The organism is Pyrinomonas methylaliphatogenes, from assembly GCF_000820845.2.
In the GTDB taxonomy this organism is placed as follows: Bacteria; Acidobacteriota; Blastocatellia; order Pyrinomonadales; family Pyrinomonadaceae; genus Pyrinomonas; species Pyrinomonas methylaliphatogenes.
On the sequence record NZ_CBXV010000004.1, the window covers coordinates 72,924 to 93,314 of the forward strand.

16 protein-coding genes are annotated in these 20,391 nt (G+C 60.6%); 7 read left to right on the forward strand and 9 right to left on the reverse strand.

Features of this window, described 5'->3' with window-relative positions:
* Positions 1–4 precede the first annotated feature (4 nt).
* Positions 5–154 (reverse strand): lmo0937 family membrane protein, encoded by a 150-nt coding sequence (locus tag PYK22_RS17490; RefSeq protein WP_157770733.1) that lies wholly within the window; start codon positions 152–154, stop codon positions 5–7.
* 271 nt (positions 155–425) lie between these two features.
* On the opposite strand from PYK22_RS17490, the gene PYK22_RS04890 reads away from it, so the two are divergent.
* Entirely contained in the window at positions 426–1,157 is a 732-nt protein-coding gene (locus PYK22_RS04890; RefSeq protein ID WP_041975049.1) for a hypothetical protein, read from the forward strand.
* The gene (gene mutS / locus PYK22_RS04895) at positions 1,154–3,712 is read left to right on the forward strand and encodes a DNA mismatch repair protein MutS (RefSeq protein WP_041975050.1); all 2,559 of its coding nucleotides are present in this window, start codon (positions 1,154–1,156) and stop codon (positions 3,710–3,712) included. Before PYK22_RS04890 ends, mutS begins: the two co-directional genes overlap by 4 nt.
* A 97-nt stretch (positions 3,713–3,809) precedes the next feature.
* Here mutS and PYK22_RS04900 read toward each other — a convergent pair whose 3' ends face one another.
* The 6 genes from PYK22_RS04900 to PYK22_RS16385 all read right to left on the reverse strand — a co-directional run bounded on the left by PYK22_RS04900 (position 3,810) and on the right by PYK22_RS16385 (position 12,101).
* The gene (locus tag PYK22_RS04900; RefSeq protein ID WP_041975051.1) at positions 3,810–4,715 is read right to left on the reverse strand and encodes a cation diffusion facilitator family transporter; all 906 of its coding nucleotides are present in this window, start codon (positions 4,713–4,715) and stop codon (positions 3,810–3,812) included.
* 48 nt (positions 4,716–4,763) lie between these two features.
* Positions 4,764–5,768: a DMT family transporter gene (locus PYK22_RS04905; RefSeq protein WP_041975052.1), complete on the reverse strand. Its 1,005-nt coding sequence runs from the start codon at positions 5,766–5,768 to the stop codon at positions 4,764–4,766.
* 110 nt (positions 5,769–5,878) lie between these two features.
* Positions 5,879–7,147, reverse strand: a complete 1,269-nt coding sequence (locus tag PYK22_RS04910) for a pyruvate dehydrogenase complex dihydrolipoamide acetyltransferase (protein WP_041975053.1) — start codon at positions 7,145–7,147, stop codon at positions 5,879–5,881.
* A 56-nt stretch (positions 7,148–7,203) separates the two neighbouring features.
* Complete coding sequence (locus tag PYK22_RS04915; protein ID WP_041975054.1) at positions 7,204–8,187, reverse strand: pyruvate dehydrogenase complex E1 component subunit beta; 984 nt, start codon at positions 8,185–8,187, stop codon at positions 7,204–7,206.
* A 55-nt stretch (positions 8,188–8,242) separates the two neighbouring features.
* Positions 8,243–9,379 (reverse strand): pyruvate dehydrogenase (acetyl-transferring) E1 component subunit alpha, encoded by a 1,137-nt coding sequence (pdhA, locus tag PYK22_RS04920; RefSeq protein ID WP_083437616.1) that lies wholly within the window; start codon positions 9,377–9,379, stop codon positions 8,243–8,245.
* A 214-nt stretch (positions 9,380–9,593) separates the two neighbouring features.
* A complete protein-coding gene (locus tag PYK22_RS16385) occupies positions 9,594–12,101 on the reverse strand; it encodes a diguanylate cyclase (RefSeq protein WP_060635348.1) in 2,508 nt (835 codons plus the stop codon).
* A gap of 211 nt (positions 12,102–12,312) precedes the next feature.
* Between PYK22_RS16385 and PYK22_RS16390 the strand changes: the two genes are divergently transcribed.
* Both PYK22_RS16390 and PYK22_RS04935 read left to right on the forward strand, forming a co-directional pair.
* Positions 12,313–13,476, forward strand: a complete 1,164-nt coding sequence (locus PYK22_RS16390) for an NAD(P)/FAD-dependent oxidoreductase (protein WP_060635349.1) — start codon at positions 12,313–12,315, stop codon at positions 13,474–13,476.
* A 425-nt stretch (positions 13,477–13,901) separates the two neighbouring features.
* Positions 13,902–14,213 (forward strand): hypothetical protein, encoded by a 312-nt coding sequence (locus PYK22_RS04935; RefSeq protein ID WP_041975055.1) that lies wholly within the window; start codon positions 13,902–13,904, stop codon positions 14,211–14,213.
* An 89-nt stretch (positions 14,214–14,302) separates the two neighbouring features.
* Here PYK22_RS04935 and PYK22_RS04940 read toward each other — a convergent pair whose 3' ends face one another.
* Complete coding sequence (locus PYK22_RS04940) at positions 14,303–16,378, reverse strand: thioredoxin domain-containing protein (protein ID WP_041975056.1); 2,076 nt, start codon at positions 16,376–16,378, stop codon at positions 14,303–14,305.
* A 91-nt stretch (positions 16,379–16,469) separates the two neighbouring features.
* A complete protein-coding gene (locus PYK22_RS04945) occupies positions 16,470–17,687 on the reverse strand; it encodes a cation:proton antiporter (protein ID WP_041975500.1) in 1,218 nt (405 codons plus the stop codon).
* Positions 17,688–18,192: 505 nt separating this feature from the next.
* On the opposite strand from PYK22_RS04945, the gene PYK22_RS16395 reads away from it, so the two are divergent.
* The 3 genes from PYK22_RS16395 (at position 18,193) to PYK22_RS04960 (ending at position 20,386) form a co-directional block, all read left to right on the forward strand.
* Entirely contained in the window at positions 18,193–18,993 is an 801-nt protein-coding gene (locus PYK22_RS16395) for an energy transducer TonB (RefSeq protein ID WP_060635350.1), read from the forward strand.
* A gap of 79 nt (positions 18,994–19,072) precedes the next feature.
* Positions 19,073–19,825: a MotA/TolQ/ExbB proton channel family protein gene (locus PYK22_RS04955; protein ID WP_041975057.1), complete on the forward strand. Its 753-nt coding sequence runs from the start codon at positions 19,073–19,075 to the stop codon at positions 19,823–19,825.
* A gap of 96 nt (positions 19,826–19,921) precedes the next feature.
* Entirely contained in the window at positions 19,922–20,386 is a 465-nt protein-coding gene (locus tag PYK22_RS04960) for an ExbD/TolR family protein (protein ID WP_041975058.1), read from the forward strand.
* Positions 20,387–20,391 lie beyond the last annotated feature (5 nt).

Below are 20,391 nucleotides of genomic sequence, written 5' to 3' on the forward strand. Positions count from 1 at the left end.
CGGCTCAAACGGCGCGGCGTCCGGTGATCAAATTGATGATCAAGATCACCAGCGCGATCACCAAGAGAAGGTGAAGCAGGCCGCCCACCGTGAATTTGGTGATCACTCCAAGAAGCCACAGGACCAGCAGGATGACGATGATCGTCCAAAGCATCTTTCTCCTCTCCTTATCCCCAGCCGTCCGCTGAATTTCACGGGCGCGCTGGCGTTTGAACTCGAAACGTCTCTTGAGCAACGCTCGTGCCAGAGACTCGGAAAGGGCGGAAGTGGGCGATAAGCGCGACGCGGCGTCTCCCAAGACGGCCCTCGCTGTATGGAAATGCGCGAGATCGGCGAGTTGGCTGTCTTGAATCGAGCCGTTGCTGGCTTGATTGTCCCATCCGTTCTCCTGTAATTTTCTTTTCACGACTCGCACGAGCGGATCAATGCCATATCCAAGCGCATCGCGCCTCGAACTACCCATCCTGCAGGAGCTCGCTGCGACGGGCGGGACCGAAGAGTTGCAACTTCTCTATCGGCGCCTCATCGGCTATTTCCCGCAGTTGACCGGGGCGGAGATCGCGGCCATTGGCGATGGAGAGCACGATCGTTGGCGGCGTCTCGTTCAGCGCGCGGGCGCGTCATTGGTCGAGAAGCGTCAGATCGAACGGCATCATGGACGCTGGACGATCACTTCGGCAGGAAGGCGGCGCGTCGATGAGGAGGCGTTGCAGTTCGCTTTGACCGAAGGCGTAGGCCCGGGCGCGTCCGAAAAGCGCGCTTTCTCGCACGAGGAAGCTCAGCGGATGTTGCTTGAGATCGGGGGCGCGCTCGGTTATCACGCGGAGGCGGAGTTCGACGGTTACGATGTCGTGTGGCGTGTGGATCGCGCGAGCCCGCGCCTGAGCCACGTTTTCGAAGTGCAACGGCGGGGGAGTCTCGATAGCGCGCTCGCGCGCCTCAAACGCGCATATGATGCGCAGCGCTCGCGCCCCTTCCTGATCGTCGCCAGCGAGCGCGATACGGTGCGCGCCGAGCGGAGCTTGAACGTCGCGCGACATGGAGCTTTTCACGAGATCGGGAGGGTGACTGCGATCCTGAGCTTCGAACAGTTGCGTCGGCTCCATCGCGCTCTCTGGCCCGTCAGAGAGCTTCTCGCGCTCTTTTTCGAACGATGATGGTCACACCGCCACTGCGCAAGCAGTATCTCGAGATCAAGGGGCGTTACCGGGACGCGCTTCTTCTTTTTCGCATCGGCGATTTCTATGAGGCTTTCGATGACGATGCGCGCGTGCTGGCGCGCGAGCTCGACATCGTGCTCACCACGAAGCCGATGGGCAAGCATTTGCGCGTGCCGCTCGCTGGCATCCCGCATCAGAGTCTCGATCGCTATCTGGCCATCTTGATCGCGCGCGGCTATCGCGTCGCCATCTGCGAGCAGTTGGAAGAAGCTCCGGCCAAGGGAAAACGGCTGATCGCGCGCGACGTGGTGCGCGTGGTCACGCCGGGCACGGTGATCGAGCCCGGGCTTCTGCAGAGCAAGACGAACAACTATCTGGCCGCTTACGTGACCGATGGGAAGCGAGTTGGACTAGCGCACGCCGACGTTTCGACGGGAGATTTCGCCGCCACCGAAGTTGATGTCGCGGAGGCTTTGGGTGAGCTTCAACGGATCGCGCCCGCCGAGACCCTCGTCGCACGCGATCAACCCATCGATCAAAGTCAAGTGCCCGGCTTCATCACGCGCATCGGCGAAGAGCTCTTCGAAGAGGAGCACGCGCGTCAAGCCCTGCTTGAACATTTCGGCGCGCGCACGCTCGCTCCCTTCGGGCTAGAGGCGCAGCCGCTGGCCGTGCGCGCGGCAGGCGCGATCATCGCCTACTTGCGTGAGATGCGTTCGATCGCTATCGGCCATCTGACGCGCTTGCGCAGCTACGAGACGGAAAGTTTCATGACGCTGGACCAGCAAACGGTGCGCGCGCTGGAGATCTTCGAAAGCGACGCTCCGGCGGGGACGCTGCTCGCGGCGCTCGATCGAACGCGCACGCCGATGGGAGGGCGCTTGCTGCGGCGTTGGCTACGCCAACCGCTGCTCGATCTAGCGGAGATCGTCCGCCGGCAAGAGCACGTCAGATGGTTCTACGAGCGGCGCGAAGCGCGCGAGGAGATCGTTTCTGCGCTCGGCGGCGTGCATGATTTGGAGCGTCTGTCGGCGCGCGCGCGATCCGCTTCCGTGACGCCCATCGAGCTCCTTTCGCTGGCCCAGAGTCTGGAGGCGATTCCGCGCGTGCGCGCCGTTTTGCAGCGGGATCGCCGGCATCTGGGCGCATTGCTCGCCGCCCTGCCTGATTGTCAGCGGGTGATCGATGCGATCCGCGCCACAATATCGGATGAGATACTGCAAGCTGGGCGCGGACCGATCATCCGCGATGGGGTGTCGGAAGAGCTCGATCGGTTGCGCACCCTTCTGCGCGATGGGAGACGATATCTGAGCGAGCTCGAAGAGCGCGAGCGCGCGCGCACGGGGATCAAAAGTTTGCGCGTCGGTTACAACAAGGTCTTCGGTTACTACATCGAAGTGACGCGACCGAATCTCCATCTCGTCCCCGAGGATTACGCGCGTAAGCAAACTCTCGTCAATGCGGAGCGCTTCATCACGCTCGAACTCAAAGAGCACGAGACGCTCGTCGTGCGCGCCGAAGAACGGATCAGGGAGCTTGAAGAGAGTCTGTTCCGGCGGCTGTGCGGTGAGATCGCGCAGCGGCGCGACGAGATCTTGGCCGCGGCGCGCACGCTCGCTTATCTCGATGTGATCGTCTCGTTGGCCGAGGTGGCTGTGGAGTGGGGATATACCTGTCCGCGAGTGAACGAAAGCGCGTCCTTGCGCATCCGCGGCGGGCGTCATCCAGTGCTCGAAAGGAGATTGGGGCGCGAGCGATTCGTCGCCAACGATCTACACCTCGGCGGCGATGGCCCACGGATCGTGCTGCTTACCGGACCGAACATGTCCGGCAAGACGACCTACATGCGGCAGGCGGCGTTGATCGTTTTGCTCGCGCAGATCGGTTCGTTCGTGCCAGCAGCAGAGGCGGAGATCGGCCTTTGCGATCGCATCTTCACGCGCGCCGGACTCTACGATCGAATCGGGAGCGGCGAATCGACCTTCATGACGGAGATGATCGAAACGGCCCACATCTTGCACCACGCCAGTTCGCGTTCGCTCGTGCTCTTCGATGAACTCGGACGCGGGACCTCGACTTATGACGGATTGTCAGTCGCGCGCGCCGTTCTGGAGTACATTCACAATCACCCGCAGTTGGGATGTCGGACGCTGTTCGCCACGCATTATCATGAGCTGACGGAACTGGAATCCGTGTTGCCGCGACTCGAAAACTTCCACGTCGAGATCGCCGAACGGGAGGGAGAATTGATCTTCTTGTATCGAGTCATCCCTGGACGGGCGGAGCGAAGCTACGGCGTATATGCGGCAAAGCTCGCCGGATTGCCGCCGCCGATCGTCCGTCGCGCGCGCGAACTCTTGGGCGAATATGAGGATGGGGCGCGCAAGGGGCCGGCAGCGCATATGCGCGGAACGATTAGACCCGACTTGATCGACAAATTGCTTGCGCTGGATCTAGATTCGCTCTCTCCGGTCGAAGCCCTGATGAAGCTCTACGAGTTGCAGCGCGAAGCTGTGTTGGAAGCTGGGAAGGGAAGAAGAGCGGCAAAGTGAGAGTTCGTCGCCTTCTTTTTGCGGTCTCGTGGCCGATCGTTTCGAGCGGGTGGCGAAGAACCCCGCGCATCGTGGTCCTATGTAACGCTCGGTCGTTTCAGACCGGATCGGTGTGGATCTGCACGTGGGAGCGCGGGATCTCCTCTTCGATCGCGCGTAGGACTTTGACCGTGATCTCATGCGCTTCGTCGAGCCTTTTGTGCCGGTCTATTTCGAGGTGCAGATCGATGAATTTGACCGATCCCGAACGCCGCGTGCGCAGGTCGTGAAAGCCGCGCACGCCTTCATCGCGATAGCGTTCGACGATGGCGGCGATTTTGTCATCGATCTCCAAAGGGAGACGACGATCCATCAGCACATCGACCGAATCTCGCCCGACGCGAACGGCTGACCAGATGATATAGAGCGAAATCGCCAGCGAAATGAGCGGGTCGGCGATGAGCCATCCTGTTCGGACGACGATGATGAGCGCAAGGAGCGCGCCGAGGTTGGTCCAGATATCGGTTAGATAATGGAGCGCGTCGGCTTGTAGCGCCGGCGACTCGGTCGCGCGCGCGACGCGCCTCAAGCGCGTAACCAGCAGAGCGCTCACCAAAGTGGCGATCAGCATCGCCACGATCCCGAAGGATGTTGCGGCGATCGAATGTGGGATGATCAGTCGCCGTATCGCTTCGATGATGAGGAAGAGTCCCGAGAGAGTGATGATGCTGGCTTGGAAGAGCCCGGCGAGCGATTCGGCTTTGCCATGCCCGTAAGCGTGATCCTCGTCCGCCGGGCGCGCCGCCGTGCGGACCGCGACGTAATTGATCGCCGAAGCGAAGATGTCCATCGTCGAATCGAGCAATGAGGCCCATACGCTGATCGATCCAGTGAGCCATCCGGTCGCCGTCTTCAGCGCGATCAGAAAAGCGGCGGTGAGAATGGACAGGCGCGCCGCACGGCTTTTGGCCCGCGACTCTTCGGCCAGGGAGAGCGAAGCGTGCTTAGACAGGTTCGCGGCCATGGCTATTCGCCCACATGATAGCAAAAACCGCCGCTTCACTCTTACGTTTCAATGCCCAAAGGCGTCGGGGCACTCGGAGATCTCATCGACGACACGGCTACGGGCCGCGCGGGTCACGATGGCGACGCCAGCGAAGATCAGAAGCATCGCCACCCACGCTCGACGGTTGGGCCATTCTCCGAGCATGAACGGCGAGATGGCGAAAGCGACCAGCGGTTGCAAGTAGATGTAAACGGCAACGCTGCTCGGCGCGACTCGCGCGAGCGCCCAGGAGTTCAAGTAATATGCGCCGACGGTCGGCACAAGCACGATGTAGAGGACGACCAGCCAGATGCTGAGATCGAGCTCGGCGATGCGCATCCCTGCGAGATGATAGATCCCGAACGGCGCCGTGACGAGGTTCGCCAGGAGGAAGATGAGCGCTGTGACGGTCAACGCCCCATAGCGCCGAATGAGATCTTGCGCCAAGACGATATAGGAGCCGTAAAAGATAGTGTTCGCGATGAGGAGCGCGTCGCCCGAGATGGTGTGAGCGGAAAAATCGCTGCGCGTCGGATCGACGAGATAGATGACGCCGACGGCGGCAAGCGCGATGCCGAAAGCTTTGCTCAGCGTGAGCTTCTCCGCGCCGAGGGCGACGCTCGTCAGCAGCGTGAAGATCGGAATGGCCGTGCCGAGCAAAGTGGCGTTGATCGCCGTCGAGCGAGCCAACCCCTCGATGAAAAGTAGCTGGTTGAGAACGATGCCGAAGAGGCTGCAGAGCGCGAGGCGGCCATAATCTTCGCGTCGAATCTGCCTGAGGCGCGATCTGCCGCGTTGGAGCAGCGCGAACATGAGCGCTGCTCCGGCGATGCGCAGGGCGACGAGCGCGACGCCCGGAAATGCTTTCAACGCGAGCTTGCCGAAGACCGGCCACGTGCCGAACATCAGTTGCACGGCGATGAGCGCCAGATGCGGGGCGCTGCGCTGCCATAGCGCGCCCGACGTCCGCTCGCCGACGCGAGGAGTTGATATCCTCGAGTCGGTTGCCTCACTCAAATCCGATCGTGGCATGTATCTATCTCAACGTAGAAGGTGAGGGGCTCGGATCCTCGTTTTGCGATTCGACGGCGCAAAATGAGCGACCGGTCGAGGAGGTGGGGCCGAAGCCCACCTCCGAAGCGTCAGATCAACAAGCGGAGCGGGTTCTCCAGCAGCCTCTTGAAAGTCTGTAAGAATTGGGCGCCGGTGGCCCCGTCGATGATGCGATGATCGCAAGACATCGTGACGCGCATCATCTGACGGATGACGATCTCGCCGTCACGCACGACCGGTTTCGGTTGAGCGGCGCCGACGGCCAAGATGCCGGCTTCGGGCGGATTGATGATCGCCGTGAACTCGTCGATGCCGAACATGCCGAGATTGCTCACCGAAAAGGTCGCGCCCGTGTACTCTTCGGGTTTGAGCTTACGCGCTCGGGCGCGCTCGGCGAGCTCGCGGATCTCGCGGCTGATCGTCCCCAAGCTCTTCAAATTGGCCGCGCGCACAACCGGCGTGATCAGCCCATCTTCGAGCGCAACCGCGACGCCGATGTCGGCTTGCTTGTAGTAGCGAATCGCCCTTTCTTGGAACGAGGCGTTGACCTGCGGGTGCTGCATCAGGGCGGCGGCGGCGACTTTGACGATGATGTCGTTAAGACTGATGTTGAGTTCCGGATCGAGTTCATTGAGCGATCGCCGCAGCTCTATGGCGCGATCCATCTCGATCTCGGTCGTCAGGAAGAAATGCGGGACTGGACCGATCGATGAGGCGAGACGACGCGCGATCGTCCGCCGCATCTCGGTGAGCGGAACCTCTTCATAAGGCGCGGCCTCTGAAGGGATCGGTTGGGCCGGAGCCGCTTCGGCCAAGCGCGGCGCAGCTTGACGACTGGCTTCGATCGCCGCCTCGATATCCCGTTTGATGATGCGCCCGCCTGGGCCGCTGCCCTTCAGGGTGCGCAAATTGATCCCAGCTTCTGCGGCCATGCGGGCAGCGATGGGCGAGACGAAGATCCGTTCAGCGCCGCGCTCGCCATTGCTAGGCGCTTCGGGAGAAGGCGCTTCGCGACGCTCCTCTCGGGCGGCGCGCTCTTCCGCTGCGGGCGCGCTCTGCTTGACCTTCTCTCCGCCGGGACTCTTTTCGACTTCGGTGAGCAGCGCAGAGATATCTTCATCTGCCTCGCCGACGATCGCGATGGGGTGCCCGAGCGGGACCGATTCGCCTTCGTGGACCAAGATCTTGCGTAAAACGCCCGCCGTATTGGCCGTCACTTCCATCGTGGCCTTGTCCGTATCGACTTCGGCGATGGTCTCGCCCGGCGCGATCTGTTCGCCCTCCTTCTTGAGCCAGCGGGCGAGTTGCCCCTCCTCCATCGTCGGGGAGAGTTTCGGCATAACGATCTTCGTGGCCATTCGTTTACCTCAGAGATTAGATTTGTCTTTACGACTCTAAGCGGCGCGAACGCTCATCAAGCCGTATAAGTCACCTCGCGCACGGCGGCGACGATGCGTTGCACATCCGGGATCGCTAAGGCTTCGAGGTTCTTCGCGTATGGCATCGGCGCATCGGCGCCTGAAACGCGCCGCGGCGGAGCGTCCAGATAATCGAACGCGCGCTCGATGATCTCGGCGCTGATCTCCGCGCCGACGCCGCAGAACGGATGAGACTCTTCGGCGATGACGACGCGATTGGTCTTCTTCACCGAGTTGACGATCGTCTCGATGTCAAGCGGGCGAATAGTGCGCGGGTCGATCACTTCACATGAGATGCCCTCTTTTTCCAGTTCTTCGGCGGCCCGCAGCGCGACCGGCACCATCAGCGAACGCGCGACGATCGTCACATCGGTCCCTTCGCGTTTGATGTCGGCGACGCCGAGCGGAATGATGAAATCCTCATCTTCGGGCACTTCACCCTTCATCCCATACATCCGCTCCTGTTCCATGAAGATGACCGGATCGTCATCGCGGATGGCGCTTTTGAGCAGGCCCTTGGCATCGGCGGGCGTCGAAGGCATGACGACCTTCAACCCAGGGAAATGGGCGTACCACGATTCGAGCGCCTGCGAGTGCTGCGATGAGACTTGGTAGGCGGAACCGTTCGGGCCGCGAAAGACGATGGGGATCTTAAACTGGCCGCCCGACATGTAGAGCATCTTAGCGGCGGAATTGATGATCTGATCGGTCGCTAGTATGGAGAAATTAAAGGTCATGAACTCGATGACCGGACGCAAGCCGACCATCGCCGCGCCGACGCCGAGACCGGCAAAGCCCAGTTCGCTGATAGGCGTATCGATCACACGTTTAGGGCCGAATTCGGCGAGCAGTCCGCGCGAGACCTTGTAGGCTCCTTCATAAGCGCCGACCTCTTCGCCCATCAGAAAGACGCTTTCATCACGACGCATCTCTTCGCGCAAAGCTTGATTCAAAGCTTCGCGCATGGTGATCAAAGGCATTCTCTGAAAAACCTCCTTCGGGAAGGCGCGCGGTTCCGACCGCTGAACCGGGCCTCTATGATTTGATCGGGTTAGCGTAAACGTCCGTATACAGTTCTTCGGGCGCGGGAAGAGGGCTCTCTTCGGCAAAGCGCACGGCGCGTTCGATCTCTTCATGCACGCGCTGCTCGATCTGCTTCATCGTCTCATCGTCGAGCAGCCCCTTTTCGCGCATGCTGGCGCTCAGGAGTTTGATCGGATCGCGCTGTTGGTATCGCTCTATCTCGGCGCGCGTGCGATAATTGCCGGGATCGGACATCGAGTGGCCCATGTAGCGATAGGTGCGCACTTCAAGCAGGGTGGGCAGCGATTCCGTGCGCGCGCGTTCGACGGCGCGCAGCGTCGCCTCGCGCACGGCCAGCACATCCATCCCATCGACGAATTCCGAGGCCATCCCGTAAGCGCAAGCCTTCCGCGCGATATCCTGTAAAGACATCGCGCGGGCGAGCGATGTCCCCATGCCGTACTGGTTGTTCTCGCAGATGTAAACGCACGGGAGCTTCCACAGTTGCGCCATGTTCAACGACTCATTGAATGAGCCTTGATTGACCGCCGCTTCGCCGAAGAAGCAGAGCGTCACCTTGTCTTCGTTGCGATATTTGGTCGCAAACGCGATGCCCGTAGCCAGGGGGATCTGACCGCCGACGATGGCGTGGCCGCCGAGGAAGTTGACGCTCGCATCGAATAGATGCATCGAGCCGCCTTTGCCCGCCGAGCAACCTCCGGCTTTGCCGTAAAGCTCGGCCATGATCTCTTCTGCCGACATGCCCTTAGCGAGCGCGTGCCCGTGGTCGCGGTAGCTGGTGATGACGTAATCGTCCGGACGAATGGCGGAGATGGCTCCGACGGCGACAGCTTCTTGACCGATGTAGAGATGGCAAAAACCGCCGATCTTCCCGAGACTATATGCCTCGGCGGCTTTCTCCTCGAACCGCCGGATCAGGACCATTTGATAGAGAAGATGGAGTAGAAGCTCTCTATCCGTCGCTTCGATACGCCCTTTTTGATCCTCTTTGCGCTGCTCGTGCTCCGCGTGCAATTCTTCCGCAGTCAGTAGATCGGACGCCTCTTGTTCGGTAACCGCCGTCGTCGCTACGCTCGAGGTCACCTCATCCGCTTGTTGACGTGAGTTGGATGGTTTCCTGCTGCTCATCTCGATTTTCCGTCTCTGCTTAGCTAGGCGGAAGCCCTGGGGCTTCAAACGTTCGTTAAGACTGTGCCAAGGTGGCCGAACGAAGATTATACGCAAGCTTGCGGTTTAGCGCAAAAAGGGGGTATGTGGCCGCTCGTCAAACGCCGCTGCGGTCGCGAAAAAAAGCGGCGCACGCGCGCGCGTGCGCCGTCGAGGGTTGACGGAGGTCGAATCCTCAGCGAAGGGCGTCGAGCGAGGCCAAAGAGCCGGTGCTGATGGTGTCGGGCGATAGCTTGCGCGCGTGTTTGTCCCGCTGCATGTGGCGATGGGCCGCTTCTAAGAGTTCTTCGGTCGTCTCGCCATCATCGGGGAAGCAGGCGATGCCGATGCTCAAACCTATTTGCAACGTGCGCCCGGTGCGGACCGAAAAGCGATGTGTTTCGACCGCCGAACGAACCCGTTCCGCGACCGCCGCCGCCACATCGCGCGAAGCCATCGGCATCAAAGCGACGAATTCATCGCCCGCAAAGCGCGCCAGCACGTCCATCTGGCGAAGCTGCTTTTTGACGATCTCGGCGACGTTGGCAAGCAATCGGTCGCCTAGACCATGCCCGTGCGCTTCGTTCACCCGCCTGAAGTCATCTAGATCCATGCTGATGACGGTCAACGGTTCGCGCCCCAAGCGCTTCGATTCGGCGATCCGCTGCTCGAGCAACAGACGGAACGCGCGCGCGTTCGGTAGATCGGTCAGCGGATCGGTCAGCGCGCTCTCGCGCGTCTTCTCGAAAGTCAGTGCGTTGTTCAGCGCGACGGAAGCGTGCTGCGCGACCGATTCGAGCAGGCGCACGTGCTCTGCCGTGTATGACGAGCGCGCCATCGAATAGAGCGTGATCGCGCCGAAACTCCCGTTCTCGCGCACTAACGGGGTCGCGAGCACGCAGCGAATCGAACGCACGATCTCTTCGGGCAAGCCGACGAGATCGAGTTCGGGCGGCGTGTTGCATAGCGACCGCGCGTTGGCGATCACCCATCCCGTGATCCCTTCACCGATGCGCACGCGGCGCTGCGAAAAGGCGTCGGCGTGATCACCCGCCGCGTAGATGGCTGAAGCTCTGTTGGTCCGCTCATCGACGATGTAGATGACGCACGTATCGAAGGGGAGGATGGCGCGCAACTTGCTCGTGATGATGGTCGCCGTATCGTGCAGGCTGAGCGAAGAGCCGATGGTTTGCGCGATCTCATGAAGCGCGAGGACCTCGCGTTGCGCTTCGGCGATCGAACGGAAGGCCGCATCCGTCTCGCGCGAGCCGAGTTCTCCTGTCGCTAGGCCAGCATCCGGAAGCGCGTTCGTCATCGGCACGGGCGATGGTTCGGAAACCTGCTCCTGAATGTCCTGTGCCGCGATCAGCCGATCGAACTCCTCAACGTGCGAGATGAACGCCTCGACGATGCGCGGATCGAAAGATGTGCCCGAGAGACGGCGCAACAGGGCCAACGACTCATCGCGCGTCATGCCGCGACGGTATGGACGATCGCAGCGCGTCGCATCGTAGAAATCGACCACCGCGATGATGCGCGCGACGAGCGGAATCTCCTCTCCTTTCAACCCCTTCGGATAACCCGTGCCGTCCCACTTCTCGTGGTGGTAGCGGACCACATCTTCGACCGGATAGGGGAAACCGACGCGCCGCACGATGTCGGCCCCGACGACCGTGTGGATCTTCATCTTCTCGAACTCCGCCGCCGTCAGTTTCCCAGGCTTGTTCAATATGTACTCCGGAACCGCGAGCTTGCCGATGTCGTGAAGAAGCGCTCCCGCTTCGAGCGCGCGCAGCTCGGCTTCGGACACGCCGAGTATGCGCCCGAGCTCCATCGCGTAGATCTGCGTGCGCCGAACATGGCCGTGCGTCGTCTGATCCTTGGCGTCGATCGCGATGGCGAGCGATTCAACAGCATTCATGTGCAGTTGAGCGATCTCTTGCAGATGCCGACGCTTCTCCGCTTCCGCCCGTTGTATTTGCGCGATGCGCTGCGCGTTCAAACGGTTGAGCAAATAGACGAGCGCGATGATCAGCAACCCGATCAGCAAGAACGCGAGATCGCCGCTGCGCCACGTCACGTGAAAGAGAATCGCCGCCGCCGCTCCGGCCATCTGCGTGAGAAACCCCCAAAGCAAAGCCTCGCGCGAGAGCGCCGCAACGGACGATGCTTCAAGATAATCGAAAACTAGAATCGTCGCCGTAAAGAGCCCGTATTGCACGAAGGCCATGACGGAGAGCAGCAACAACATCAGGTTGAGAGAGGGCGTCGTCGCTTCGAAGAGGGGACTCGACGTGAAACCTATCAGAAGCTCGAAGAGCGAAGCGGCAACGTAGGTCGAAATGGTGCTCGCCGCAGTCAGCAGGATGAGACGCTCGCGATGCCGCGGTCGAGTCGAAAGGAGACCGTCGAGAGAGGAGAGAAGAGAGGCCGCCCCCGCCCCTTCGAGTATGGCGGCGAAGAAGATAAATGCGCTGGCGATCGATCGCTCGCTTTGCTCTTCGCCCTCCTGAGCCTCCTCGCGCGTGGAGGTGATCCTAAATTGAGTCGCAATCGCCGTCAGGATGAGCAGCGCGCTGAGCCACTTGAACCGTTCAGGCGACAGCGAACGCGAGATGTCACGCGCCGAGGCGGCCAGACAGAGAACGGCGAGGAGGGTGATGGAGACGACGAGGATGATCTTCGACCAGTTGCGTTTGAGCATCTTAAAGCGCGAAGGGCCGCCGAGGGAGACGCGAACCGAATTTTAAAGAGCTCGACCTTCGATGAGTTTGAAATATGCCAAACATTGTTTGGCAAGGGCAAGATAACCCCTTTTCGTTCATCCGTCAAGGGGCTTCTCCGCAGCTTGCGCTCGGGATCGCGGGACCAGTGCCGTTTTCTCTCCGGGCAGGCTTTGGTATCCTTCTGTGGCGATGACCGTCGCTTTATGGCAGCGCGCCGATGGGGGCGCTCTCTTCTACGACGTCTGCATTATCGGCGCTGGCATCACCGGCGTGAGCCTCGCTTGGTGGCTGCGGCGCCGCAGCCCGACTTTGCGCATCGCGCTGATAGAGGCGCGGACGCTCGGGGCGGGGGCTTCGGGGCGAAACGCCGGAATGGTTCTGGCCGGGCTGGCCGATCACTACGATCGGATGATTGAGCTTTACGGGCGCGAGCGAGCGCAATCTATCTGGTTTGCGACGCTGATGCATCAACGCTGGTTATGTGAATTCGTCGCGGAGACGGGCACCGATGTCGAATTGGAAAAATGTGGGAGTTGGCGCGTGGCGTTCGCGCCGGATGAGCGCGAGCATCTGGAGAGATCCTTCGTCTTACTTCGCGAGGATGGCTTTGAAGCTGAGTTCTCATCGCGCGATCCGCTCTCCATTGGATTCCATGGCGCGCTCGGGATAAGGGGCGACATGGGGATCCATCCGCTCAAGCTCGTGCGCGCTCTGTGGCAGGCTTCCGGCGCGGAACTTTTTGAAAACTGCGAGGCGGAGCGGATCGATCCCGAGGCGAATTCGGTCCGCATACGTTCGCGTTGCGCGGAGTTCATCGCTTCACGTGTCTTCATCGCGCTCAACGCCTATGCTCCTTTCTTCCATCCCCATTTTCGCCCCCTCGTCGCTCCGCAGCGTGGGCAGATCCTTGTGACGGAGCCCCTTCGGCGATTTCTGGATCGTCTCGTCTACGCGCATTATGGCTACATCTATTTCCGGCAATTACGCGATGGGCGTCTGCTGCTCGGCGGCTTTCGTCATCTCTTTGCAGGGCAAGAGCAAACGTCTGTCGATGAGGTGACGCCCGAGGTGCAAGGGGCGTTGGAGAGTTTCCTGCGCGAGAAGTTGGCGGTCGAGGCGCGCATCGAAGCCCGTTGGGCAGGCGCGATGGGGTTCTCGCCGGATGGTTTGCCGATCATCGGCGTCGGTCCAGAGTCCGACCGCGTCATCTATGCGCTCGGTTTTACTGGTCACGGTTTCGGGCTGGCTTTGGAGGTGGCTCGCCGTGCCGTCCTTTTGAGCGAGACGGGGGAGGCGGATCATCTCTTCGGGAGCGAGCGGTTCGGCGCGCGCGTGGACCAGGGCCGCGCTTAGGGGGAAAGAAAATCGTTCGGAAAGCGCGTTCGGGGCTTGACGAACAGCGAAAAATCGTGTATTCCCCGCATCTTGTGTTACACTTCGCCTGCGGGAGATCTCCTTGCAGGTCGTAGCACAAGCTTCGCTCGCTCCGCCGGGACGTGAAGTTCCAAGCCTCGCTCTGGCTTTCAAACAGGAGCGTGCGAGCGCGGAGTGTGCGACCTGTCAAAAAGGCAGGTTCAACAGTGGTTCGTCGTGCGGCGGACCACTCGCTTCAGTCTGGGCTTCGCTCTGGCGCTGGGCGCGATATGGGCGCGAGCGAACGCTCTGGTCGGAAAACCCTTCGGGTTGTTGACGGGCTCGCTGTTACGCGCCGCAGGAGTCCGTGCACGACTCGAATAACTACTTCAAACCCTGAATCAAGGGCGACAGGAGGAAACTAGATGCGACGAACTTTGGCTCTTCTGGCTTTGTTGACGGCTACGGTCGTCTGGGCTGGGTGCCCCGGACCGGAGAACGCGAACAACGCGAACGCTAATGTTGGGCTGACGAACGCGAACGCTGGCTACACCTATAACGCCAACGTGAGCACTTACAACGCCAACGTGAGCCTCAACGAGAACCTGGGGATGGGTAACATGAATGTTAACGCGGGCGTCTCTAACCGGAATGCGGGCGCTAATGCCAACGTTGTGAACCGTAACGCTGGCACCACCAATCGTAACATGGGAACGAATGCGAACCGCACTCCGTAGTGCCCGCGCGGAAAGCCGATAAACGAGCGAGGCGCGCTTGTGTTATGGCGCGCCTTTCGTTTTTCGGTGGGGGCAGCGAAGCTTGATCTTCAGGCCAACTGCTGGGCCAGCTCATCCGCAGAGGTGACCGGCTCGCGGCAGACGCGGTTCTGGCAGACGTAAGCGGTCGGACGCCCTTCGCGCATCGCGCGCCCATCGAGTAACGGAAGGAGTTTGCGCGCCCTCTCATCTTCGCCGAAGGACTGGACCAGCACTCTGTTCGGTAAGAAGGGCCGCCACGCCTTGCGCCTTAGCTCGCGCCCGGCCTCTTTCGTCGGAGCGATGATGACGATCTCCACTGGGTCGGAAAGGTAAAGGTCGAGCGCGCTGAGCGCGCCGCCGAAGGCCGAAGGATAGCTCAGCATCGCATCGCGCAAAAGGCGCAAGATGGAGACGGCGTAACGGTTGAACTCTTCTCGTCCGGTCAATCGCGCGAGTCGCAGAAAGAGTTCGGCGGCGACGGAATTGCCCGATGGCGTGGCATTATCGAAGAAATCTTTGGGGCGGACGATCAGATCGTCGCGATTGCGACCTGCATAGAAGAAGCCGCCCTGTTCCTCGTCCCAGAACTCCTCGATCATTCGCTCGCTAAGCGCGAGCGCTTCTTCGAGCCATTCGAGCGTGCCCGTCGCCTCGTGGAGCGCAAGTAGACCGCGCGCCAAAAAGGCGTAATCATCCAAGTAGCCATCGAAGAGCGCGCGTCCGTCTTTGTAAACGTGATAGAGATGGCCATCATGGCGCGCGTGTTCGAGCAGGAAGCGCGCGTTGCGCTCGGCTATTTCGCGGTAATCGTCGCGATCCAAGATGGCCGCGGCTTCGGCGAAGCTCTGGAGCATCAGACCGTTCCACGATGTCAGTATCTTCTCGTCGCGCCCGGGTCTCGGGCGGCGTTCGCGCGCGACGAATAGTCTCCGCCTCGCATTTTCGATGATCCTTTGCGCCTCTTCGAGCGAGAGGTGAAAGTCGTCGGCGAGCGCTTCGATCGGACGCGCGATGTGCAGGACGTTGCGCCCCTCGAAGTTCCCGGTTTCGGTGATGCCGAAGTGAGCGCAGACGATCTCCGCTTCGCCGGGCTCGAAAAGTTCGAAGATCTCCTTTCTGGTCCAGACGAAGAACTTGCCCTCTTCGCCTTCTGAATCGGCGTCTTGGGTTGAGTAAAATCCGCCGCTTTCGTCGCGCATCTCACGCACGACCCAATCGAGCGTCTCTTCACAGATGCGACGGAAGAGGATTTCACCCGTCACTTGGTAGACGTGAAGGTAGAGAAGCGAGAGGAGGGCGTTGTCGTAAAGCATCTTCTCGAAATGCGGCACCAGCCAGCGCTCATCCGTCGAATAGCGGTGAAAGCCTCCGCCGAGTTGGTCGTAGATGCCGCCTTCGGCCATTCGGCGGCAGGTGAAAGTGACCATCTCGAGCGCCGCGCTTCGTCTGGTCCGGTGGTAGAAGCGGAGGAGGAATTCCATATTCATCGCGGCGGGGAATTTCGGCGCGCGTCCCCAACCGCCGTAGACTTGATCGAAAGACCGGGACAAGCTCGCGTAGGCGCGTTCGAGGATCTCTGTCGAAAGAAGCTCCGACGATGCTTGCGTGACGTTCATGCGACGGAGCGCCGAAAGGACGCTCCAGGCGGACCGCTTTATGCCCTCGGGATCGTTGCGGTAGGCTTCGGCGACGGCGAGCAGCACGCGCCGAAAGCTAGGCATGCCGTAGCGGTCTTCCGGCGGAAAGTAGGTGCCGCCGTAAAATGGCACAAGGTCTGGCGTGAGGAAGACCGTCAGCGGCCAACCGCCGTGCCCGGTCATCATCTGCACCGCGTTCATGTAGATCTGGTCAAGATCGGGGCGCTCTTCGCGGTCCACCTTGATATTGATGAAATTCTCGTTCATCAAGCGCGCGATCTCTTCCGAGGCGAAAGATTCGCGCTCCATCACGTGGCACCAATGGCAAGCCGAGTACCCGATGCTCAGCAGGATGGGTTTGTTCTCTCGGCGCGCCCGTTCGATGGCTTCTTCGCCCCACGGGTACCAATCGACGGGGTTGTGCGCGTGCTGGCGCAAGTAAGGGCTCGTCTCGTTGATGAGCCGGTTCGTGTATCGTGGCTCATTCGCTCTCGCTTCTTGATTCATGGGTGTCATTTCAAAGTCATTCTAACAGCTTCGCGCGGAAGTTGCAGCGCCGCGAATTCACGTTGCCCTTGCTGACCCTCGATTCGGGACGTCATCTGCTGAGCGCCTCTTCCTGTGCCGGATTCGCCCGGGCCGCAGTTTCAGTGGCGAACAGAACCTTCAGCAGCGGCGGAGCGACGAGCGTCGTCACCACCGACATGAAGAGCACGACGCCGTAAACCTCTTGGCCGATAACGCCGAGTTGCAGTCCGATCAATGCGACGACGATGCCAACCTCTCCGCGCGGAGCCATGCCGACGCCGATCTGCGCGATGCGTCGCCACCCCATGCCCCAAGCGCCCGCGCCGCACCCGACGAGCTTGGTCAGCAGGGCGAGAAGCGTGACGAGGAGCGCAAAAGCGATGACGCGCGCGTTGTTGAAGACGCTCAAGTCAAGCTGTAGCCCGATGTTGACGAGGAAGAAGGGGACGAAGAATTCCGTGACGCCGCGCGTTTGTTCATGTACGTCATGGGCGCCTTCGATCGCTTCGGCAAGCGCCATCCCGGCTAGAAAAGCGCCGATGATCGCGGCGATGCCGATCTTCGCGGCGGCGGCTGAAAGGCCCAAGCAGATGATCAGCGAGGCGATGAAGAGCGAGTGTTCGATGCGCAGGCGGGCAAGCCGCGGGGTCAGGCGGTTCAAGGCGGGCGCGCCGACGAAGGCGACAAAAGCGGTGAAGGCGATCGCCGCAAACGCCGTGAGCCCGAGTTCCAATATCTTGATCTCTCCGGCTGCGACGCTCGAGACGACGGCGAGAACGAGAAGACCAAGGATGTCATCGATCACCGCAGCGCCGAGGATGATCCGGCTGACCGGTGTGTCGAGGAGGTTCATCAGCGAGAGCACGCGCGCCGTGATCCCGACCGAGGTGGCGACCATCGCGGTGCCGAGAAAGAGCGCGCTCGTATCCCCTCCGCCCCAGGCGCGCATGAGCGCCCAGCCTCCGATGAACGGGACGATGACGCCGAGCGTTGCGACGAGCGCCGCGCGTTTGCCGACGCCGAAGATGGCGCTCGGCTTGGTCTCGAGTCCAACGCTGAAGAGCAAGAAGATGACCCCGAGTTCGGCGAGCGCGTCGATCAAGGGAGATGGCGCAACCAACCGCAGCATGCTTGGGCCGATGATGATGCCCGCCAAGATCTCTCCGACGACCGCCGGTTGGCGGAGCCTTTCGAAGATCTCTGCCGTCAATTTGGCGGCGACGAGCGTGACAAGAAGCGTCACAAGCGCTCCCGTCTCCGCGCTCGCCGCGAGAGGAACGGAGAACATAAATCTTCCCTCCGATCGGGCGAGAAGCGCATCGCGCAAGCCATGAGCTTAGCAGGCGAGGCGTGAGATGCGAAAGCGTAGAGGGAGAAAAGCAGGAGATGGGGCGTTCTATCCGCATGAAGGTTGAGCGAATGGGTAATGTTCTCAATTTAAACAAAGGACTTGACTTGAAACCTGATCTCATCGTACACTGCAGATGTTGCTGGCCAACCGAATAGCTTTTCGATGCGCCTCAAGCGTTCCCGTTCGGCGAAACGCTCGGCGCAGTTGTGTATGAGGCTCACAAGGGCTTGAGGATCGTTGAGTTTCTCCGAGCTTGACGGCTTCTTCGAGCGCCCGACTGTCGCCTTCTTCCTAAGCTCTTAATTTTAATAATTTTAAAATTTTGCGCGTTCGGTTTTAGAGGCTTTGCCATCATGGTTTCCCGGTTTTCGAGATCTTCGGTTTTACCGTGCGGAAATTGCGCCTCTGATTCGCTGGCACCGGTAGAGATGGAGGAGTGAAGATGTTCGACGTTCTAGTCGAATCCGGTTCGCATAAGGAAGATCTCCAACGCAAAGGATCGTTCCTGTTGGGGACGGCGATCATTTATGGTCTATTGATCTTGGGCTTCTTCGTGCTGAGCATCTACCTGTATGAAGCGCGGTTAGACGCCCAGAACCTAGAGCTTGTGGCGCTGGTCGCCCCTGTCCCCGTGCAGCAGCAACCGGAGCAGCAACAGCAACAAGAGCAGCCCAAGCAGACCACCACTCAGCAGCAGGTGGCGACGCGCACCGAGTTGATCGCGAGCACTCTTGACCCGACGAAGGTTCCCGAGAAGCCTTCGACGGTGGCAAGCAAGGTGCCGCCCGTGCCGCCGAACATGCCCGTCGCTTTAGGCAAGACGAATACCGATCCGGTAGGGCCGAGCGGTCCGGTCGGCCCGCCCGGAGTGGTCGGCGTGGTCGGCGGGACTGGGACCGGGTCGCGCGTGGTTAACGTCGAGGAACCGCCGCCGCCGCCAGCTCCAACGCCGACGCCGAAGAAGATCATCCAATCGGGCGGCGTGCTGAACGGCAAGGCCATCAGTTTGCCGCAGCCCGTTTATCCGCCGATGGCCAAAGCGGCGCGCGTCTCCGGCACGGTCAACGTGCAGGTGCTCGTTGATGAAACGGGGAAGGTCATCTCGGCGACTGCGGTGAGCGGGCATCCGTTGCTCCGTCAGGCTGCAGTGCAAGCCGCATATCGCGCGCGATTTACACCGACGCTCCTTTCCGGGCAGCCGGTGAAAGTGCAGGGGATCATCACCTATAACTTCGTGCTCTAAAGTTTCGGGGCGGACCGTGTCCGCCCCGCAGCAATCTTGCAGGATCATATAAAACCTCTGGAGGGTCTTTACCGTGACGATGTTCGTGAACCTATTAGGAACCAAGGCTTTCGGTCTCCTCCTCCTGTTGCAGGAAGGGCAGGAGCTGAGCTCGCAATTTACCATCACCGAGATGTTGAAACACCTCGGCTGGGTGGCGCTGACCGTCGTCTGCATCCTGTTGCTGATGTCAGTCTACTCGATCGCCATCATGGTCGAGCGTTACCTGACCTACTCGGCGGCGAAGAAGCAATCGCGTGAATTCGCCCCGCGGGTCGCGCAAGCGCTCAAGAATGACCGCATTGATGAGGCCATCAAGATCAGCGACAAACACAAGAAATCGCATCTGGCGATGGTCGTCAGCGCCGGGCTGCAGGAGTTCCGCGCGCATGAGAACTCGTCCGAGTTGTCCGGCGATGAGATCGAGGCTTCGAAGCGTGCGCTGCAACGCGCCATCGCCATCAAGACCAACGAGTTCAAGCGTGGCCTGTCAGGCTTGGCGACCATCGGTTCGACGGCGCCCTTCGTCGGCCTGTTCGGCACGGTCTTCGGCATCATCAACGCCTTCCAAGGCATGAAGCAGGCCGAATCGGCTGGTATCGCGGCGGTGGCTGGCGGCATCGCCGAGGCCCTGTTCACGACAGCGCTCGGGTTGGCCGTGGCTGTGCCGGCTGTCTGGATGTTCAACTATTTTACGGGCAAGGTCGATGGCTTCATCGTCGAGATGGACAACTCGGCTTCGGAGTTGATCGACTACTTCATCAAGAATCGCACGAAACAACTGAAGGCTTAACCTCGTCGGAGATTCGGCGCCCTGGTGCGATCGCGCTCATTCTGGCGCGACCGGTTCCGAGTGTGATCGCATTGGGCGCCTCATGGAGAGCGGCTTATGGGAATGCAAGCAGGTAGCAGCGGCGGTCTACAATCCGAGATCAACGTCACGCCGATGGTCGATATCATGCTCGTGATCCTGATCATCTTCATGGTGATCACGCCCTTCTTGCAGCAGGGGATCACCGTCGCCATCCCGCGTGACATGAACAACCCGGAAGTGGATCCGGCGATCATCAAAGAATCTTCGGTCGTCATCTCGATCCCCGAAGATAATCAGTTCTACATCGGCAAAGAGCGGATCGATAAGGATTCGCTGAAGAGCGAGATCGAGAATCGGATGCGGGATAAGCAAGGCGACGAACGCATCGTCTACATCAAGAGCGGAGTTGGCGTCAGTTATGGGAATGTCGTCGAGGTGATCAACCTGATACGCCAAGCCGGGGTGGACCAGATCGGTCTCGTCGCCGATAGGAAGAAGAAGGGCCAAGGCGGCGGCGCGACTGAGGCCGCCAAGCAATGAAGTCT

Bases quoted from the DNA above. Each gene is read 5' to 3' on its own strand.
- mutS (WP_041975050.1), top strand. From the start codon at position 1,154: ATGATGGTCACACCGCCACTGCGCAAGCAGTATCTCGAGATCAAGGGG.
- PYK22_RS04945 (WP_041975500.1), bottom strand. From the start codon at position 17,687: ATGTTCTCCGTTCCTCTCGCGGCGAGCGCGGAGACGGGAGCGCTTGTG.
- PYK22_RS16395 (WP_060635350.1), top strand. From the start codon at position 18,193: ATGTTCGACGTTCTAGTCGAATCCGGTTCGCATAAGGAAGATCTCCAA.
- PYK22_RS04955 (WP_041975057.1), top strand. From the start codon at position 19,073: ATGTTCGTGAACCTATTAGGAACCAAGGCTTTCGGTCTCCTCCTCCTG.
- PYK22_RS16390 (WP_060635349.1), top strand. From the start codon at position 12,313: ATGACCGTCGCTTTATGGCAGCGCGCCGATGGGGGCGCTCTCTTCTAC.
- PYK22_RS17490 (WP_157770733.1), bottom strand. From the start codon at position 154: ATGCTTTGGACGATCATCGTCATCCTGCTGGTCCTGTGGCTTCTTGGA.
- PYK22_RS04900 (WP_041975051.1), bottom strand. From the start codon at position 4,715: ATGGCCGCGAACCTGTCTAAGCACGCTTCGCTCTCCCTGGCCGAAGAG.
- PYK22_RS16385 (WP_060635348.1), bottom strand. From the start codon at position 12,101: ATGCTCAAACGCAACTGGTCGAAGATCATCCTCGTCGTCTCCATCACC.
- PYK22_RS04915 (WP_041975054.1), bottom strand. From the start codon at position 8,187: ATGCCTTTGATCACCATGCGCGAAGCTTTGAATCAAGCTTTGCGCGAA.
- PYK22_RS04960 (WP_041975058.1), top strand. From the start codon at position 19,922: ATGGGAATGCAAGCAGGTAGCAGCGGCGGTCTACAATCCGAGATCAAC.
- PYK22_RS04905 (WP_041975052.1), bottom strand. From the start codon at position 5,768: ATGCCACGATCGGATTTGAGTGAGGCAACCGACTCGAGGATATCAACT.
- PYK22_RS04910 (WP_041975053.1), bottom strand. From the start codon at position 7,147: ATGGCCACGAAGATCGTTATGCCGAAACTCTCCCCGACGATGGAGGAG.
- PYK22_RS04940 (WP_041975056.1), bottom strand. From the start codon at position 16,378: ATGAATCAAGAAGCGAGAGCGAATGAGCCACGATACACGAACCGGCTC.
- PYK22_RS04890 (WP_041975049.1), top strand. From the start codon at position 426: ATGCCATATCCAAGCGCATCGCGCCTCGAACTACCCATCCTGCAGGAG.
- PYK22_RS04935 (WP_041975055.1), top strand. From the start codon at position 13,902: ATGCGACGAACTTTGGCTCTTCTGGCTTTGTTGACGGCTACGGTCGTC.
- pdhA (WP_083437616.1), bottom strand. From the start codon at position 9,379: ATGAGCAGCAGGAAACCATCCAACTCACGTCAACAAGCGGATGAGGTG.